Source organism: Bacillus sp. NMCC46, from assembly GCF_002998465.1.
In the GTDB taxonomy this organism is placed as follows: Bacteria; Bacillota; Bacilli; order Bacillales; family Bacillaceae; genus Bacillus.
Map to the genome: position 1 here is coordinate 19,336 of NZ_PVQZ01000003.1, position 16,459 is coordinate 35,794.

21 protein-coding genes are annotated in these 16,459 nt (G+C 38.6%); all 21 read left to right on the top strand.

Translation table 11 applies throughout. The features are described from left to right. Positions 1-79: 79 nt before the first annotated feature. The 21 genes from degS (at position 80) to hpf (ending at position 16,354) form a co-directional block, all read left to right on the top strand. Positions 80-1,255, top strand: coding sequence for a two-component sensor histidine kinase DegS (gene degS / locus C6Y01_RS09585; RefSeq protein WP_003213166.1), 1,176 nt, complete (start codon positions 80-82; stop codon positions 1,253-1,255). 64 nt (positions 1,256-1,319) lie between these two features. Further along, entirely contained in the window at positions 1,320-2,009 is a 690-nt protein-coding gene (gene degU / locus C6Y01_RS09590) for a two-component system response regulator DegU (protein WP_008348273.1), read from the top strand. 217 nt (positions 2,010-2,226) lie between these two features. Then, positions 2,227-3,069: a DegV family protein gene (locus C6Y01_RS09595; protein WP_034660152.1), complete on the top strand. Its 843-nt coding sequence runs from the start codon at positions 2,227-2,229 to the stop codon at positions 3,067-3,069. 120 nt (positions 3,070-3,189) lie between these two features. Then, a complete protein-coding gene (locus C6Y01_RS09600; RefSeq protein ID WP_141227726.1) occupies positions 3,190-4,569 on the top strand; it encodes an ATP-dependent helicase ComFA in 1,380 nt (459 codons plus the stop codon). A gap of 66 nt (positions 4,570-4,635) precedes the next feature. Continuing rightward, positions 4,636-4,929 (top strand): late competence protein ComFB, encoded by a 294-nt coding sequence (gene comFB, locus C6Y01_RS09605; protein ID WP_060597398.1) that lies wholly within the window; start codon positions 4,636-4,638, stop codon positions 4,927-4,929. Then, complete coding sequence (locus tag C6Y01_RS18925; RefSeq protein WP_189318694.1) at positions 4,926-5,612, top strand: ComFC family protein; 687 nt, start codon at positions 4,926-4,928, stop codon at positions 5,610-5,612. The genes comFB and C6Y01_RS18925 overlap by 4 nt, the downstream gene beginning before the upstream one ends. A gap of 56 nt (positions 5,613-5,668) precedes the next feature. Beyond that, entirely contained in the window at positions 5,669-6,088 is a 420-nt protein-coding gene (locus tag C6Y01_RS09615; RefSeq protein ID WP_034660147.1) for a TIGR03826 family flagellar region protein, read from the top strand. A 79-nt stretch (positions 6,089-6,167) separates the two neighbouring features. Beyond that, positions 6,168-6,431, top strand: coding sequence for a flagellar biosynthesis anti-sigma factor FlgM (flgM, locus tag C6Y01_RS09620; RefSeq protein WP_003213252.1), 264 nt, complete (start codon positions 6,168-6,170; stop codon positions 6,429-6,431). An 18-nt stretch (positions 6,432-6,449) separates the two neighbouring features. After that, positions 6,450-6,932, top strand: a complete 483-nt coding sequence (locus tag C6Y01_RS09625) for a flagellar protein FlgN (RefSeq protein ID WP_034660146.1) — start codon at positions 6,450-6,452, stop codon at positions 6,930-6,932. 15 nt (positions 6,933-6,947) lie between these two features. After that, positions 6,948-8,468 carry a flagellar hook-associated protein FlgK gene (gene flgK, locus C6Y01_RS09630; RefSeq protein WP_106038106.1) on the top strand — a complete coding sequence of 507 codons (1,521 nt, stop codon included), beginning with the start codon at positions 6,948-6,950 and terminating at the stop codon, positions 8,466-8,468. Positions 8,469-8,477: 9 nt separating this feature from the next. Further along, on the top strand, positions 8,478-9,389 hold the full coding sequence (flgL, locus tag C6Y01_RS09635; RefSeq protein ID WP_034660144.1) for a flagellar hook-associated protein FlgL: 912 nt from the start codon (positions 8,478-8,480) through the stop codon (positions 9,387-9,389). A 48-nt stretch (positions 9,390-9,437) separates the two neighbouring features. Continuing rightward, positions 9,438-10,016 carry a DUF6470 family protein gene (locus C6Y01_RS09640; RefSeq protein WP_034660143.1) on the top strand — a complete coding sequence of 193 codons (579 nt, stop codon included), beginning with the start codon at positions 9,438-9,440 and terminating at the stop codon, positions 10,014-10,016. Positions 10,017-10,044: 28 nt separating this feature from the next. Continuing rightward, a complete protein-coding gene (fliW, locus tag C6Y01_RS09645) occupies positions 10,045-10,479 on the top strand; it encodes a flagellar assembly protein FliW (RefSeq protein WP_034660142.1) in 435 nt (144 codons plus the stop codon). Beyond that, positions 10,473-10,697, top strand: a complete 225-nt coding sequence (csrA, locus tag C6Y01_RS09650) for a carbon storage regulator CsrA (protein ID WP_003212955.1) — start codon at positions 10,473-10,475, stop codon at positions 10,695-10,697. The genes fliW and csrA overlap by 7 nt, the downstream gene beginning before the upstream one ends. Before the next feature lie 154 nt (positions 10,698-10,851). Beyond that, positions 10,852-11,193 carry a flagellar protein FlaG gene (gene flaG, locus C6Y01_RS09655; protein WP_034660141.1) on the top strand — a complete coding sequence of 114 codons (342 nt, stop codon included), beginning with the start codon at positions 10,852-10,854 and terminating at the stop codon, positions 11,191-11,193. Positions 11,194-11,213: 20 nt separating this feature from the next. Beyond that, complete coding sequence (locus C6Y01_RS09660; RefSeq protein WP_106038107.1) at positions 11,214-12,728, top strand: flagellar hook-associated protein 2; 1,515 nt, start codon at positions 11,214-11,216, stop codon at positions 12,726-12,728. Positions 12,729-12,745: 17 nt separating this feature from the next. After that, a complete protein-coding gene (fliS, locus tag C6Y01_RS09665; RefSeq protein ID WP_106036481.1) occupies positions 12,746-13,150 on the top strand; it encodes a flagellar export chaperone FliS in 405 nt (134 codons plus the stop codon). After that, a complete protein-coding gene (gene fliT, locus C6Y01_RS09670) occupies positions 13,147-13,488 on the top strand; it encodes a flagella biosynthesis regulatory protein FliT (protein WP_106038108.1) in 342 nt (113 codons plus the stop codon). The genes fliS and fliT overlap by 4 nt, the downstream gene beginning before the upstream one ends. A 13-nt stretch (positions 13,489-13,501) precedes the next feature. Beyond that, entirely contained in the window at positions 13,502-13,882 is a 381-nt protein-coding gene (locus C6Y01_RS09675) for a DUF8042 domain-containing protein (RefSeq protein ID WP_058013569.1), read from the top strand. A 33-nt stretch (positions 13,883-13,915) separates the two neighbouring features. Further along, positions 13,916-15,601: a methyl-accepting chemotaxis protein gene (locus C6Y01_RS09680; protein ID WP_106038109.1), complete on the top strand. Its 1,686-nt coding sequence runs from the start codon at positions 13,916-13,918 to the stop codon at positions 15,599-15,601. Positions 15,602-15,790: 189 nt separating this feature from the next. Further along, positions 15,791-16,354 (top strand): ribosome hibernation-promoting factor, HPF/YfiA family, encoded by a 564-nt coding sequence (gene hpf / locus C6Y01_RS09685; RefSeq protein ID WP_034660135.1) that lies wholly within the window; start codon positions 15,791-15,793, stop codon positions 16,352-16,354. The last annotated feature ends 105 nt before the right edge of the window (positions 16,355-16,459 follow it).

Consider the following 16,459-nt stretch of genomic DNA (forward strand, 5'->3'; position numbering starts at 1 on the left):
TTATAATTCGACATAAAATGCAGATCAATGACATTTATAATAAAAAAAGATGACATCACTGTTACGGGAGGGAAAAGCCATGACAACACCTAAAATGGATCCGAAATTATTGGATTCAATCATCATGAAAATGCTAAGTACAGTTGATGGCAGCAAGGACGAAGTATTTAGGATAGGCGAACAGTCCCGTCAACAATATGAAAGCCTAGTAGAAGAGCTGAAGCAAATCAAGCAGCAAGTAAACGAAGTAATTGATTTTGGGGATAAACTCGAAGTCCATACGAGACATGCTAGAAATCGCTTATCTGAGGTCAGCAGAAACTTCAACAAATTTAGCGAAGAAGAAATACGGGAGGCCTACGAAAAAGCACATAATCTGCAAGTGGAACTCACCATGATCCAGCAGCGCGAAAAGCAGCTGAGAGAAAGAAGAGACGATCTGGAAAGACGATTGTTAAGCCTGCAAGACGTCATTGAACGCTCTGAAACGCTTGTGAGTCAGATCACAGTTGTTCTCAACTATCTCAATCAGGACTTACGCCAAGTTGGCGTGTTACTTGAAGATGCTCAGGCAAAACAAGATTTTGGACTAAGAATTATTGAAGCCCAAGAAGAAGAACGCAAAAGGGTGTCCCGGGAAATTCATGACGGTCCGGCCCAGATGCTGGCAAACGTGATGATGCGTTCCGAATTAATTGAACGGATTTTCAGAGACCGTGGGACAGAAGAAGGCTTTAAAGAAATTAGAAGTCTCAGACAGAATGTGCGAAATGCTCTGTACGAAGTGAGAAGAATCATTTATGATTTAAGACCAATGGCTTTAGATGATTTGGGTCTCATTCCGACGCTAAGAAAATATTTAAACACAATCGAAGAGTATGATGGAAAAACCAAGATTACGTTCCAATGCCTAGGGGATACAGAAAGCGAAAGAATTGCTTCTCAATTTGAAGTGGCACTGTTTAGACTAGCCCAAGAAGCTGTCACAAATTCACTAAAGCATTCCGAAGCTGAAGAAATCTCTGTAAAAGTAGAAGTGACGAAAGACTTTGTCACGTTAATTATCAAAGACGATGGAAAAGGCTTTGATATGAAAGATGTGAAAACAAACAAAAACAAATCCTTCGGTTTACTTGGCATGAAAGAACGCGTAGACTTACTGGAAGGTAAAATGACCATAGACTCAAAAATAGGTCTAGGGACATTCATCATGATTCGCGTGCCATTAACATTGCAAAATAAAATTGTAAAATAGAGACAAAAGACATATTGACCATAAAGTTCAGGTGTAGAACAATAAACATGGGGAGGCGTAGCTTGTGACTAAAGTAAATATTGTAATTATTGATGATCACCAATTATTCCGTGAAGGTGTCAAACGGATTTTAGATTTTGAACCTACTTTTGAAGTAGTTGCAGAAGGAGACGACGGTGACGAAGCTGCACGTATCGTAGAACACTATCATCCGGATGTTGTCATTATGGACATTAATATGCCGAATGTAAATGGTGTAGAGGCTACAAAGCAGCTAGTTGAGCTTTATCCCGAATCAAAAGTCATTATTCTATCTATTCATGACGATGAAAACTATGTGACACATGCATTGAAAACAGGGGCAAGAGGCTACCTGTTAAAAGAAATGGATGCAGACACGCTCATTGAAGCAGTGAAAGTCGTAGCTGACGGAGGATCTTATTTACATCCGAAAGTTACTCATAACTTAGTAAATGAATTCCGACGCCTAGCGACTAGTGGCGTTTCAGCACATCCGCAGCACGAGGTATATCCTGAAATTCGCAGACCACTTCATATCTTAACGAGACGTGAGTGCGAAGTTCTTCAAATGTTAGCTGACGGAAAGAGCAATAGAGGAATTGGTGAGTCGCTCTTTATTAGTGAGAAAACAGTCAAAAACCACGTGAGTAACATTTTACAAAAAATGAATGTAAACGACCGTACACAAGCTGTTGTTGTAGCAATTAAAAACGGCTGGGTAGAAATGAGATAATGTTCCGGACAAGTACTCCTTTTTCGCCTGTTTTTGGTTCTCTCACATGTTAACTGGAGAGAAATGATAGGTAGATAAGGAGTCTTTTTCGGATATAACGGGCTTGCCTATTGATTAGGCAGGCTTTTTTGATTACTATTATAAATCTAATGAATAACAATGATCATTCTTTGAAAATAAAAAAGAGCAACTTAACGGATAAGGAAGGTATTTAAGAATGAAAATAGCCGTTGTAACAGACAGTACTGCTTATATACCACAAGAGCTGCGTGATAAACATCATATTCATATGATCCCTCTTAATGTCATTTTTGGCAACGAATCATACCGTGAAGAAATAGAAATGGATTGGAAGACATATTATGAAGAAGTCAAAAAGCATAAAGACCTTCCAACCACCTCTCAGCCTGCTTTCGGAGAGTTAATAGAATTATATGAAAAACTAAGTGAAACATACGATGCCGTGATTAGTATTCACCTTTCAAGCGGAATTAGTGGAACATATAATAGTGCAGCCTCAGCAAATGACCTAGTTGACGGGATTGATATTTATCCGTTTGATACAGAAACTAGCTGTATGGCGCAAGGTTTTTATGCGATAGAAGCTGCTGAAAAAATCCAAGGTGGTGCTTCTCTAGAAGAAGTGTTAGCCCATCTCAATTATCTGAAAGAGAATCAGAGAGCTTATTTTATGGTAGACGATTTAACTCATTTACAAAGAGGCGGCAGATTAAATGGTGCTCAGGCTTTTATTGGGAGCCTCTTAAAGGTAAAGCCTATACTGCATTTTGACAACAAGCTAATTGTCCCTTTTGAGAAGATTCGTACGCGGAAAAAAGCCATTTCACGTATTTTTGAATTATTTGACGAAGATGCATCACGTGGTGTCCCGATGAGAGCAACACTGATACATGGTAATAGAGAAGAAGAAGCAGACGACTTAATTGCGCACTTATCAGAAAAGTATCCTCATGTTGAATTTTATAAAAGCTACTTTGGTGCCGTGATTGGCACTCATCTAGGCGAAGGCTCTATAGCTCTTGGCTGGGTGATTAGATAAATCTTAAAAAACCTCTTTTCTAATAGAAAAGGGGTTTTGTTTTTCTATTTTAGCTGTTGGACGAAAGGTCATGTCTTTGCGCATAATAGGCAAACATCAGTTGAAAGGTGTTTGGTGAAATTGAACATGGACAAAGCAATGGAACTAAGGCAGCAACTGCAGTCACGCCACCTGCTTACCGCTGAAACAAGATGCTCACAGTCCGATTTGGATTGGCTGGAGGAGAAAGGGTTCGTCATCCGAACACCTGCTATTGAGAGGAAAGCAAATGGTCTTACTTGCTGTAGATGTGGTGTATCAAAAAAGCGGTACTTTGCCCACACTCCGTGTGACATGTGTCAAAAAGATTGTGTGTACTGTAGATCATGCATCATGATGGGGAAAACAACGGAATGTGGCTTTCTTTATGAATGGACGGGTCCACAAATGGAAGAAACATGTCATACGGAATTAACATGGCAGGGAAACCTGTCTAAAGGACAAAAAAGAGCGTCCGAAAAATTGATCGAAGCGATAAAAAACAAATCTGACCTACTCATCTGGGCAGTTTGCGGGGCAGGGAAAACAGAGGTGCTCTTTTACGGAATTGAATATGCCTTACATCAAGGAATGAGTGTCTGCATTGCGACACCTAGAACAGATGTTGTCCTTGAACTAGAGCCGCGGCTTAAAAAAGCATTTCAAGGAATGAAAATAGCTGTTCTTTATGGAGGAAGCCCTCAAAGGTTCCAAATAGCACCGCTAGTGATCGCCACAACTCATCAGTTGATGAGATACAAACATGCATTTGATGTGCTTATTATAGATGAAGTCGACGCCTTTCCTTATTCAATCGATGAACGTCTCCAATTTGCTGTTTTAAAGGCAATGAGAAAGAAAGGGGTTAGGGTTTATTTAAGTGCGACGCCCTCTAAGAAAATGAAAAGAGATGTATCTCGTGGACAACTAGAAGCCATAAAAATTCCTCTGCGCTTTCACAAACAACCGTTACCTGTCCCGTCCTTTCAATGGATTGGACATTGGAAGAAGAAATTAAAAAAGAACCAGCTCCCACCTAAAGTAATGAATTGGATGCAGAAACATATCACAAAGAAGAGAAGGATTTTACTTTTTGTTCCTTCTATTTCGACCATGAAGAAGGTAACGAAGGTTCTTAGAGAACACCGCTTAAATGTAGAAGGGGTGTCTGCTGATGATCCAGACAGGAAACAAAAGGTCCAGCACTTCAGAGATTATAAATACGATGTACTAGTTACAACCACCATTCTAGAAAGAGGCGTAACCATTCCAAATGTTCAAGTGGGGGTACTAGGTGCGGAATCTACTATCTTTACAGAGAGTGCACTTGTTCAGATTTCTGGTAGAGCAGGTAGACATCCCGATTTTTTTAAAGGAGATGTTATCTTTTTTCATTTTGGTTTAACGAGAAGTATGAAACAAGCAAAGAAGCATATCGTAAAAATGAATGATACAGCTGCAAAAGAGTTTTCTGAAAAATAATGTGGGTTCAACTAAATTTCATGGTACATTTATATTCACAATACACAAATGGCAGGAGAGACAAATATGCTACTCAATGCAAAAGAAATACTACTCAAGGAAATCCTCTATCAATATCTCAACCAATTAAACATGATTTGTCACTGTGAAAAGTGTATAGAAGATGTATTAGCGATTTCACTAAATCAAGTGAAGCCTCAGTATATAACAGATATCGATAAAATATCTTACAGTAAATCCGAGATGGTGGATAAACAGAAGAATACGGCCATGCTGGTCATTCTGACAGAAGCTGCTTCAAAGGTCACCACATTTCCAAGATGCGAAAATCGTCTGCCGATAAATAAGGATAACAATTGATCTGCCTAATTTGTGAGGGGCATTTTGTCGCTGCTTTTACATGGAAATCATTACTTCTATTAAATGATGATCATCTATGTATAGCATGTAAGCATCACCTAGAAAAAATTCAACGCCCGATTTGTCCAGCTTGTGGGAGAGCACAGTCGAATGATCAATTATGTCAAGACTGTTCCAGGTGGAAAGAACGCCCTGATTCTACTACAGTACTTGTGAAAAATAGGTCTGTTTATGCTTACAACGATTTGATGAAAGATGTCCTTTCCCGCTTTAAATTTCGAGGTGATACAGCTTTAGCTGAGCTTTTTAAACAAGATGTCCAAGCAGTATTTAAGCGCTCCTTTTCAATTAAAGAACCTGTGCTGATCCCGATTCCTTTAAGTAAAGAAAGGCTAAAGGAAAGAGGGTTTAATCAGTCAGTCATACTTGCTTCCTTGATTGGTCAGCCGATCCTGCAGCCGCTTGTGAAAATACATCAAAGCAAGCAGTCTAAGAAAAAGAAAAATGAACGTTTAGATCAAAAAAGAATGTTTCAAATCAAGCAGACAGATGCGATCGTTCAAAGGGATGTTATCTTAATTGACGACATCTATACAACGGGGGCCACCATTTATGATGCGGCAAGAATTTTAAAAGAAGCAGGTGTCAAAAGTGTTTCCTCTTTTACGTTGATCCGTAGTTAAAATTCAGGATAATTAACCGATAATAAGAAGAGAAAATAACGTAAGGGGTTTTGGTTATGAATCAATTGGCAAACTGTCCACAATGTAATCAGCTGTTTTTAAAAACCACCATCCAAACGGTTTGTAACAAATGCTTCGAAGAAGAAGAACGTTCTTTTGATATCGTTTATAAATTCTTGCGAAAGCAAAGTAATAGACAATCAACCATTGCTGAAATAGTAGATGCAACAGAAGTTGATGAAGAATTAATCTTGAAATTTATCCGTTTGAAAAGACTTCAAATTAGTCAATTTCCGAATATCAACTATCCTTGTGAAAGATGTGGCCAACCGATCAGAAAAAACAAGCTGTGCAGCCAATGTGAACAGGATATTCATTCGCAAATGAGTCAAATGAATCAAGAAGAAGAGCGTAAAAGGGAGATTGAATCTAGGAAAAAAGACACCTATTATGCCATTAATCCTAAAAACGATTGATTCCCTAAACTAAGTTGCAGTTTGGTCGATAAAATGGATAGAATCAAGACAGACTGTAACGGAAAGCGAGAGGAATCCCGTGAAAATTAATCGATATGGAACACAACCAGTAAATCCTTACAAGAAAACATATGAGAAACAAACGTTGCAATCAAATCAAGCAAAATCAACTGATAAAGTCGAAATTTCTAAAAAGGCAATCGAAATGCAAAAGGTGCCGAATATCATGAAAGAACGCCAAGATAAAATAGACCAAATTAAAAAAAGCATTGAAGCCGGAACATATCAAGTAGATACAAAAGGCATTGCTGATAAAATGCTGAATTTTTATAAACAACAATAACAAAAGGGAGTAGCGTGAATGTCAGTTAAAATAATCATTGAAGAGCTGCATCGTCTCTATGGATTGCATGAACAGCTTTTGAAGCTGTCGAAGGATAAAACAGAAATGCTGAAAAGCAATGAGATTGATGCTCTTTCAGAGGTTCTGAATTTAGAGCAAAAATATATTCAAGCCATTTCTCAATTAGAAGAAAAACGAATTGAAGCCACAGTTCAATTTTTACAAAGTGATGAACCGCCAACCATCACCGCGTGTATCGAAAAGGCTGAAGGTTCGGATCAAGAAGAGCTCATTTCATTATATGACAAATTAAATGACATCATGGTGGAACTGAAAGATGTAAATGAACTGAACAAACAGCTCATTCAGCAGTCGCTTCAATTTATTTCACTGACATTCGATCTCGTTAACCCTAATAAAGAAAATATGAATTACGGACAAAATGGTCTTGAGAGTTCAAAGCCTAAACAGCAGAGGGCTTTGTTTGATTCAAAGGCGTAAACAAGGAGGATACCAATGGGTTCTACATTCATGGGTCTAGAAACGGCAAAAAGAGGAATCACAGCCCAGCGTGCAGGGCTTTATGTCACATCAAACAACGTCTCCAATGCAAATACAGATGGCTACTCAAGACAAAGAGTTACCTTTAAAGCAGATAATCCTTATCCAGTCATTTCAGTTTATGACGGCAAGAATTATGGCCAAATGGGGACAGGTGTTCAAGTTGGAACCGTGGAAAGAATTCGAGACAGCTTTTTAGATCTGCAATTCAGAGATCATAACAATAACTTGTCTTACTACTCAACAAAATCTGATGCCCTTTCGCAAATGGAGGGAGTTATGAATGATTTGACGGATGAAGGCTTAAACAGAGCTTTTGATAACCTTTGGAAATCATTACAGGTCCTATCTGAAACAAAAAATGCCGATACAGCGTCTGCGCGTACAGTTGTTAAAACAAGTGCACAGGCTTTAGTAGATCAATTCCGTCTACTTAATTCGTCTTTAACAACGATACAAAAGAATTTAAAAACAGAACTCGATTCAACAGCCAAAAATGTGAACACGATTTTATCTCAAATAGATGAAGTGAACAAACAAATTGCAGCAGTTGAACCAAACGGGTATCTTCCAAATGATCTATATGATACGCGTGATGCGTTGGTAGATCAATTATCCTCACTTGTTGATATTAAAGTGAGCTATAATCCATCTGGCGGGAATGCACTCAAAATTGCTGAAGGAACTGTCAACATCGACATTATCGGTGCAAATGGACAATCTGCTGGAACGATTTTGAATGGCATTACGAGCGAAAAATCTGAACTGCAAATCTCCTATGATAACACAACGGGACTTGTTAACTCACTTCAATTCGGAACAACAACCATTGCAGCAGATCAGCTTCAAGTGAATGGTAAAGTAAAAGCACTTGTTGAGGCTTATGGCTACATGTCAAATGGTGCTGAAAAAGGCATGTATCCAGACATGCTTGCAGAGCTGGATGAAGTAGCACAAGTATTTATGGATACATTTAACGATGTGCATAAGCAGGGGTACACGTTAAATGGCACAAGTGGACAAGACTTCTTTGATATTGAGAATAACAATGAATTGAATAAAGGCTTAGCAGCTCGTATCAAAGTGAGTGATGTCATTTTAGCATCAACAGATAATATTGCAGCATCTCTCAATCAAACACAAGGTGACGGTTCGAATGCTACGAAATTAGCTGGTATTCAAGACTTAAAGGTACCAATCGGCGGCAATACAACGACGATCCAGGATTACTACCAAAATGTCATTGCTGAGATGGGGATCCAAGGGAAAAAGAACATGACGCTAGAAAGCAGTTCAGCCGCTCTTGTCAATTCAGCCAATGAACGTAGGATGTCGACGAGTGCTGTTTCCATTGATGAAGAAATGACGAATATGATCCAATTTCAGCATGCATATAATGCAGCTGCGAGAGTTGTGACATTACAGGATGAAATATTGGATAAAGTAATAAACGGCATGGGTGTCGTAGGAAGGTAGGTATAACTGATGCGAGTCACACAAGGTATGATTTCTCAAAACTCACTTCGTAATATTAGTAAAAGTTATGAAAAACTTTCTAAAATAAATGAGCAGGCACAAACAGGGAGACGTTTCACAAAAACGTCTGATGATCCCGTTGCAGCAGTAAAAAGCCTTCAATATAGCACAGCAATGTTTCGAAATGAACAATATCAAAAAAACTTAAATGAAGCACAGAACTGGATTGATACATCTGAAACAAGTGTCACTGAAATCATTGATATTATGTCAAATGTACGAGATAAAGTGCTTGATGCGGCTAATGGAACAAAGCAGCCAGAAGATTTAGCAGCTGTCGGAGTAGAAATTGGCCAGATGAAGAAACAAATCATTGACGCGATGAACACTCAGATGTTAGGTAAGTTCGTATTTAATGGAACAAATACAAATGTCAAACCAGTTGTTGAGAACGCAGATGGTACGTTTACGTTTAACTTTGAAAACTATACAGATGCAAATTCTGTTAAGTCGAACATTTCTGATGGTATCACTTTAAATGTGAACTCAAATCCAATTTCAGCGTTTGGTGGACAGTCTGCCAGCGGTCAAAATGTCATTGAAATGCTGACGGATTTAGAAAACTCATTGAAAAATGGAACGTTCGCAAATTCTGATGATGCGTTAGGAAGTATCGATCAGTTTAAAGAAGTGATGAGTGCTGAGCGCTCGGACCTAGGAGCCCGTTCAAATCGTGTTGACTTAGTAGGCAGTCGCTTGACTTCACAATTCGAAGTACTGAAAAATGCCAAATCAGATAATGAAGATGTAGAAAGTGAAAAAGCAATTATTGATCTTCTTCAACAAGAGGTTGTGAATAGAGCTGCTTTAGCAACGACGGCTAAAGTTATTCAGCCATCCCTTGTCGATTTCTTAAGATAATAAAAAGCATCCGTTGGGTGCTTTTTTGCATCATGGAGGTGTACCTATATGCAAATCCCTAGATTGTTAATGCAACAAACCTATGCAAAGCTGCAAATGTCGACAACTCCTTCTCGGCAAGAAGTAGAGCAGCCAAGAGCAGACCTTGAGATTCAGCAGCCCAGAGCCGTCATGAATATGACAAGGACACCGTCAAAATTAACCATAGATCAAACCGAAGCATTTGCCGATATGGATATCAAGTCGATTTTTAGACGATCTGAGGAATGGGCAGCTGAGGGGAAACGTGCTGTTGGAGAGGGAATGGGCCGAAGAGCGGAAGAAGGCAGTGAACTCATCAAGATCGAGAATGGTGGGAATGCAATTGCCGAGTTTGCCAAAATCAATGGCACCCCTCCAGCCAAACAATTCACCATTGGTGTGATCCCTTCATTCTTTAGTGTCAAAATTCACTATCAGCCATCTGAGCTTCAAATTGATGTGGAGCCTCAAAAAGCTATTATAGAGGCAACGCCTCATAAACCAATCGTTAACTACCAGCCAGGTAAGGTCAATATTGATATGTTACAATACCCAGATTTAAAAATAGAAGTTGACGAAACGGGCCAAAATGGTGATAAGGTATAGTTAAGAAAAATGAAAAAGGTCGTGAATTATGATCATTCAAACAAAATACCATGGTGAAATGACAATCAAAGAGGAGCAAATCATCAACTTCTCTAATGGAATACCAGGATTTCTAGATCAACAACAGTTTGTCATTTTACCTTTATCAGAAGAGTCTCCATTTTTAGTTCTTCAATCATTGAAAAACGCAGAGTTAGGCTTTATTGTCAGCAGTCCGTTTTTATTCTTCAATCAATATGAATTCGATCTAGACGAAACGGTCGTAGATATTCTAGAAGTAGAAGATGCCAATGATGTGGAAGTCATGGTGATCTTAACAATGGAATCTTCTATTGAAAAAACGACAGCCAATTTAAGAGCGCCTATTATTGTGAACCGGAAAAACATGAAAGCCAAGCAGGTGATTTTGCATGATTCAGCCTATCATACAAAACATTTGTTAGAGGTGGCATCCTCATGTTAGTTCTCTCGCGTAAATTAAACCAGTCGATTCAAATTGGCGATGATATTGAAGTCAAGATTATTTCAATCGAAGGCGATCAAGTGAAAATCGGGATTGAGGCTCCTAAGCACATTGATATTCATAGAAAAGAAGTGTACCTGTCTATTCAAGAAGAGAACAGTCGTGCTGCGAGTTTATCTGTAGATCTCCTCTCTCAATTATCCTCACAAAAAAAGTGAGGATTTTTTTTATCTGATTCAGCTATCCTTCTCCACGTTTCTGTGTGGATGTTCACCATCTATATGAAACTTTAACAAATCGGTCCATCTATATTTAATTTGAAAATTCAAAGCCGATATAAAAGGTAGATTAAAGCACAGGAGCTGAATAACTATGTCTGTTGGTAAGGTGACATCGCTAGAGCCAATTATCGATGCATTTCAAACCCGTGTTTCTAATAACCAGAATGACAATGTAAACTCTAATTTACAAGCAAATGGCAAGGTCGTTTCAAAAGAAGAAATTGAAAAAACGCTTCAAGGAGCAAACAAGCTGATTGAACCCACTCAATTTCATCTGCAATTTGAATTACATGAAAAACTCAATGAATATTATGTCAAAGTCGTAGATAACCAAACAGAAGAAGTCATTAGAGAAATTCCTTCCAAGGAATGGCTTGATTTCTATGCGGCAATGACAGAAATTGTCGGTTTATTTGTAGATAAAAGAATGTAAGTGAAGGGAGAACATAAAAAATGGTCAATCGAATTACTGGATTTTCAAATGTGTTTGATATTGATGAAATCGTATCAAAGCTAATGAAAACTGAGCAAGCACCACTTGATAAAATGACACGCCAGAAACAAACACTTGAATGGCAAAGAGACAGCTATCGCGAGGTGAACTCGAAAGTCAAAGAATTAGATGATTTGATCAACAGTTTAAACTTAACGCGTCCAAGTACATATGGCGCAAAAAAGGTGACAAGCTCAAATGAATCTGCTGTCACAGCAACTGGCTCAACTAATGCTACTTCTGGCTCAATCAATGTCACCCAATTAGCGACAGCTTCCGTCTTCAGATCATCTGGTACATCTGGATTTACACCAACAAATGGCACGTTTACATTCGAAGTGACGACACCAGATTCGACAAAACCGAAAACGGTGACGATCAATACTTCTGATACCGATACAATTGATGACATCGTGAAAAAGCTGAACAACTCGCAATTAGGTGTGACGGCTTACAAAGGACAGATCTTTGACGGATCAAACTATGTCGATACGGTCGCTCTCACTTCACGGACAACGGGAGAAGGTGTCAGTATTAAAGCAGCTGATGGTAATTCAGCTTCATTCTTCACTCAATTAGGCTTCCAAGTGGATGGAGATAACAAATTAGTTGCGACCACTCAAGGGCAAAAAGCACAATACGAGATTAATGGTCTGAAAATGGAAAATAACAACAATACATTTGAGCAGGCTGGTATTACGTACGAGCTTAAAGGGACAACCGATAAGCCTGTCAGCTTAAACGTTTCAACAGATGTCGATACAATCTTTGATAAAATTAAACAATTTGTTGATAAATACAATGAACTTGTTGAGCAGGTCAATGGCAAAGTCAATGAAAAAAGAAATAGGGACTATCATCCTTTAACAGCTGAAGAGAAAAAAGCAATGTCTGACAAAGAAGTGGAGCTATGGGAAACGACAGCGAAGTCTGGCTTGCTGAGAAGTGATTCCATTTTACGAGGTGGTGCCTCTAAAATAAGAAGTGATTTTTATGCTGATATTACGACAAGTGATGGGAATAGAATTCACATGACACAAATCGGAATTACCACTTCAGATAAATATAAAGATGGCGGAAAGCTTGTCATTGATGAACCGAAACTAAGAAAAGCCATTGAAGAAGACCCACAGAAGATCAGTCAAATATTTATGTCAGGTTCGCTAAATGTGGATTCAAAAGATAAAGATAAAGCGCAGCAGCAATATCAAGAACAAGGAATCATTCATCGTATCAAAAATTCCTTATCAGCCTTCACGAAGAGCATTCAAACAAAGGCTGGCAGCACAACGATGGAATTAAAGGAATACGGACTTGGTAAGGACCTTGATTCTTTAACAAAACGAATGAGTACGTTCCAAGACCGTTTGAAACTTGTTGAAGCTCGTTACTATACAAAGTTTAATGCCATGGATAGCGCGATTCAAAAGCTAAACAACCAATCTGGCTATCTTTCTCAACTGCTTGGACAATAATTGGAGGTTTATAACATATGGCAATAAAGAACCCTTATGCCGCCTATCAGAAAAATTCTATTGAGACTGCAACACCTGCTGAGTTGACGCTTATGCTTTATGAAGGCTGCTTAAAGTTCATTAGACTAGCGAAGTATGCCATTCAAAAAGAGGATGCAGAAACGAGAAATGTGAACCTGAAAAAGGCTCAAAACATCATTCAAGAATTAAATGTCACCTTAAATCGTTCTTATGACGTATCAAAGAGTATGGCAAGTATGTATGATTACATTTATCGCAGACTGATTGAAGCCAATCTTCAAAATGACGAAGAGATGTTGAATGAAGTAGAGCAATACGTAACTGATTTTCGTGATGCATGGAAGGAAGTTATTCAAACCGATCGAAAAGGGCGCCATCACTCTATCGGGGGATCTCTATGAGTATTGTGGACCAGCTGCATGACCAAACATTAAAAATGGCAGCCGAAATAGCGGCAAATCCGCAAAGTGACACCTTGGTTGAAGACTTTGATGCCTTTTTGATTGAGAGAGACGAATTAATGAGAGATATTCAGCATGAGCTGACGGATCAAGAAAAAGAGAAAATCAAAGAAATCATCCGAACAGATCAACAGATGGCGAAGCAATTAACTGTGATCCAAAATGGGATCAAAGCAGATATTCAAGCCATTCAAAAAAAGAAAACGAAACAGCTGAATTATCAAAATCCATACCAGCCTATGACGAGTGACGGCGTATATTACGATAAACGGAAATAATTAGGTGAGACCTGTGGCGTATCGTTCAGATGACTATATTTTATTAACCACATATTATGAACTTCTATTTACGATAGAAGAGAGTCTAAAATATTTAGATGAAATTGAGAAGGATTTTGCTAAAACTGAAGGGGATCGGATCTTTAATGATCTGATCCATGCCTTCTTTCATTTAGAGACAACGCATCCCCTTCTGCTTTCAATTATAGAAAATGAGCACTTTGCCAAAACGATTCGTTCGTTTGATCAAATTTTTTTAAGTTTTGATATACTAGCTTTCTATACATTCCCTTCAATACACTTCCAATCATTCCTTACATCATATTTTATACCTGAATATAGAAAGTGGATGGATGAAATACATGCCTGTATGAGGCCGTATGTCATTCATTAATTTTTGTTCAATTCAGACCATTCGGAGGAAATTATGAGACTAAAAAATCAATTTTTGTTTGGGCTTATTGTCATATGTGTATTGTTTGTCAGTATTTTAGGGGTCTCAAGCTTTATCTATTACAAAACAGATCAATCCTACAAGACGCTTCTCAGCAAAGAAGTGAAGCTTTATCAGACCTCACTGGAATTAGAGGTGCTTTTGCAAAAGCAGGAAGCGCAAATCAAAACCTATGTTGTCGTGCAAGATGCTGAAAATTTACAGAAAATTGAGCAAACATATGAAGAGATTAATAAGAAAACAACTGAAGCTTCAAAAATGAGCGCTGTCAAACAAGCAAAAAATCTATTAGATCAAATCTCAGAAAAAAATTATCTCTACTACACCTCAACGAACCGACTATTTAATTCATTGAATATGCAAAATCAAAAAGAATTCAACACCCGCCTCAGTCAAGAATTACAGCCTATCGAACAAGAAATACATACCTTTACAAAAGAATTTGCTCAAACCCAGTTGAAGCAACGTGACCAGAAAATCAATCAGCTCAATCAAGACAGTAACCAATTAGTGTTCACACTCATTCTAGTCAGTGCGGTCATTATTGTTGGCTTTTTGGTGATTGGGACAAGATTCGTTTATCGTATGACAAAGCCGATTGTTTCTGTCACAAATGCCGCGAGAAGGATGGCAGATGGTGATCTTACACTTGAAGAGATTGAAGTGACCTCTAAAAATGAGATTGGCCAACTTGGTATCGCTTTTAATCAAATGACGACTCATTTACGTCAGCTCATTTTACAGGTGCAAAATGGATCAAGACAATTAGCTGATTCTGCTGCTCAGTTTGAGGAAACCATTCATGAAACCATATCGGCAAGTGAGCAGACGTCTAGTTCGATTGAACAGGTCGGTGAAGCTTCACGTGAACAATCAGACGCGGTCGGAAAAGTAGCTTCTGCGATTCAAGAAGTCTCGACTGGTATGCAAAATGCAGCTGAACACACATCCGATGTTTCGGGTCACTCAATTTCAGTGACTGAAAAGGCTGAAGAGGGTGCAGCGCTTATTCAGCAATTCGTAAAACAAATGAGCTCTATCAAAGCGTCTGTGAACGAGCACCATTCCACAATGGCTCATGTACAAGCCCAGTTTACTGGCATTGAAGATTTGTTAGGTCATATCCATGCCATTGCTGACCAAACGAACTTGCTTGCTTTAAATGCTGCTATTGAAGCGGCAAGAGCAGGAGAACATGGAAGAGGCTTTGCGGTTGTAGCAGATGAAGTGAGGAAACTGGCGGAAGAATCTAGTCAGCTGACAGATCAAATTAGTCAATTACTCGCGAACGTGAACAAAGATACTGAAAAATCATCACATTCGATGACAAAGGTTGAGCAGGATGTAGCAGAAGGTGTGAAAGTATCGCAATTGTCTGAACAGAGCTTTCATGAAATTCTGGAATCTATTCGTGATATTTCAATGAAATCAGAAGAACTTTCAGCCACTGCAGAGCAAATTTCAGCTAGTACAGAGGAAATATCTCAGACGGTTGGGGTCATTGAAGAAGGAGCCAAACGCAATTCAGAAGAGACGGAGTACATGTCTGCGGCTGTTGAAGAATCATTGGCAGCAAATGAAGAGATGAAAGCAGCGGCGGAAGATTTAAAAACCTTATCTCATTCGCTGAAAACATCCATTTCATCTTTCACGATTTAAACGTGAGCTGGTCTTTTTCAAGAATGAGCCGAATATATATTCATCACCTATCAAGCAACAGTTGAAGCACCGCAAAATTCGACAAATTTCAATGAATATTCACATTTTTTTTACGTTTGAGCAGGAGAAAAGGAGGGAAAAGTAGAAATAGGTTTACATATCCTTAATTTTAAAGGAGGCGTTCTTTACATGAATTACAATGTCAGAGGAGAAAACATCGACGTAACACCTGCACTAAGAGATCATGTCGAGAAAAAAATTGGAAAGCTGGAGCGTTATTTTGAAACAGACGTAGATGCTTCAGTCAACGTGAACTTGAAGTTTTACAATGATCAAGAATCTAAAGTTGAGGTTACCATTCCAATGACTGATCTAGCACTTCGAGCTGAGGTGCATAATGAAGATATGTACAATGCAGTAGACCTAGCAGCCAGTAAATTAGAACGTCAAATTCGAAAGCACAAAACAAAAGTAAACCGTAAATTCCGCGAGCAAGGTGCCAAAAAACACTTATTTGCTGGAGGAAATGGGACGCCTGATGTAGCTGTTCAAGATGACGAAGAAATTGATGAAACAGAAATCGTCAGACAAAAACGATTCAATTTAAAACCGATGGATAGCGAAGAGGCCATTCTTCAAATGAACATGTTAGGTCATAGTTTCTTCGTCTTCACAAATGCTGAGACAAATTTGACCAATGTGGTCTATCGCCGAAATGATGGAAAATATGGACTCATTGAGCCAAACGCTTAATCTGATCTAAAAACAACCTAAAAAAAGTAAACCCGTTCCCTTCATAAGGGACGGGTTTTTTGTGCGAAATCATTGCAAATTCTTTGGAAATGAAGGAAGGTATGG

Coding starts and splice junctions, on each gene's coding strand:
- degS (WP_003213166.1), top strand. CDS start 80: ATGACAACACCTAAAATGGATCCGAAATTATTGGATTCAATCATCATG.
- C6Y01_RS09595 (WP_034660152.1), top strand. CDS start 2,227: ATGAAAATAGCCGTTGTAACAGACAGTACTGCTTATATACCACAAGAG.
- comFB (WP_060597398.1), top strand. CDS start 4,636: ATGCTACTCAATGCAAAAGAAATACTACTCAAGGAAATCCTCTATCAA.
- C6Y01_RS09615 (WP_034660147.1), top strand. CDS start 5,669: ATGAATCAATTGGCAAACTGTCCACAATGTAATCAGCTGTTTTTAAAA.
- C6Y01_RS09625 (WP_034660146.1), top strand. CDS start 6,450: ATGTCAGTTAAAATAATCATTGAAGAGCTGCATCGTCTCTATGGATTG.
- flgK (WP_106038106.1), top strand. CDS start 6,948: ATGGGTTCTACATTCATGGGTCTAGAAACGGCAAAAAGAGGAATCACA.
- flgL (WP_034660144.1), top strand. CDS start 8,478: ATGCGAGTCACACAAGGTATGATTTCTCAAAACTCACTTCGTAATATT.
- C6Y01_RS09640 (WP_034660143.1), top strand. CDS start 9,438: ATGCAAATCCCTAGATTGTTAATGCAACAAACCTATGCAAAGCTGCAA.
- fliW (WP_034660142.1), top strand. CDS start 10,045: ATGATCATTCAAACAAAATACCATGGTGAAATGACAATCAAAGAGGAG.
- csrA (WP_003212955.1), top strand. CDS start 10,473: ATGTTAGTTCTCTCGCGTAAATTAAACCAGTCGATTCAAATTGGCGAT.
- flaG (WP_034660141.1), top strand. CDS start 10,852: ATGTCTGTTGGTAAGGTGACATCGCTAGAGCCAATTATCGATGCATTT.
- C6Y01_RS09660 (WP_106038107.1), top strand. CDS start 11,214: ATGGTCAATCGAATTACTGGATTTTCAAATGTGTTTGATATTGATGAA.
- fliS (WP_106036481.1), top strand. CDS start 12,746: ATGGCAATAAAGAACCCTTATGCCGCCTATCAGAAAAATTCTATTGAG.
- fliT (WP_106038108.1), top strand. CDS start 13,147: ATGAGTATTGTGGACCAGCTGCATGACCAAACATTAAAAATGGCAGCC.
- C6Y01_RS09680 (WP_106038109.1), top strand. CDS start 13,916: ATGAGACTAAAAAATCAATTTTTGTTTGGGCTTATTGTCATATGTGTA.
- hpf (WP_034660135.1), top strand. CDS start 15,791: ATGAATTACAATGTCAGAGGAGAAAACATCGACGTAACACCTGCACTA.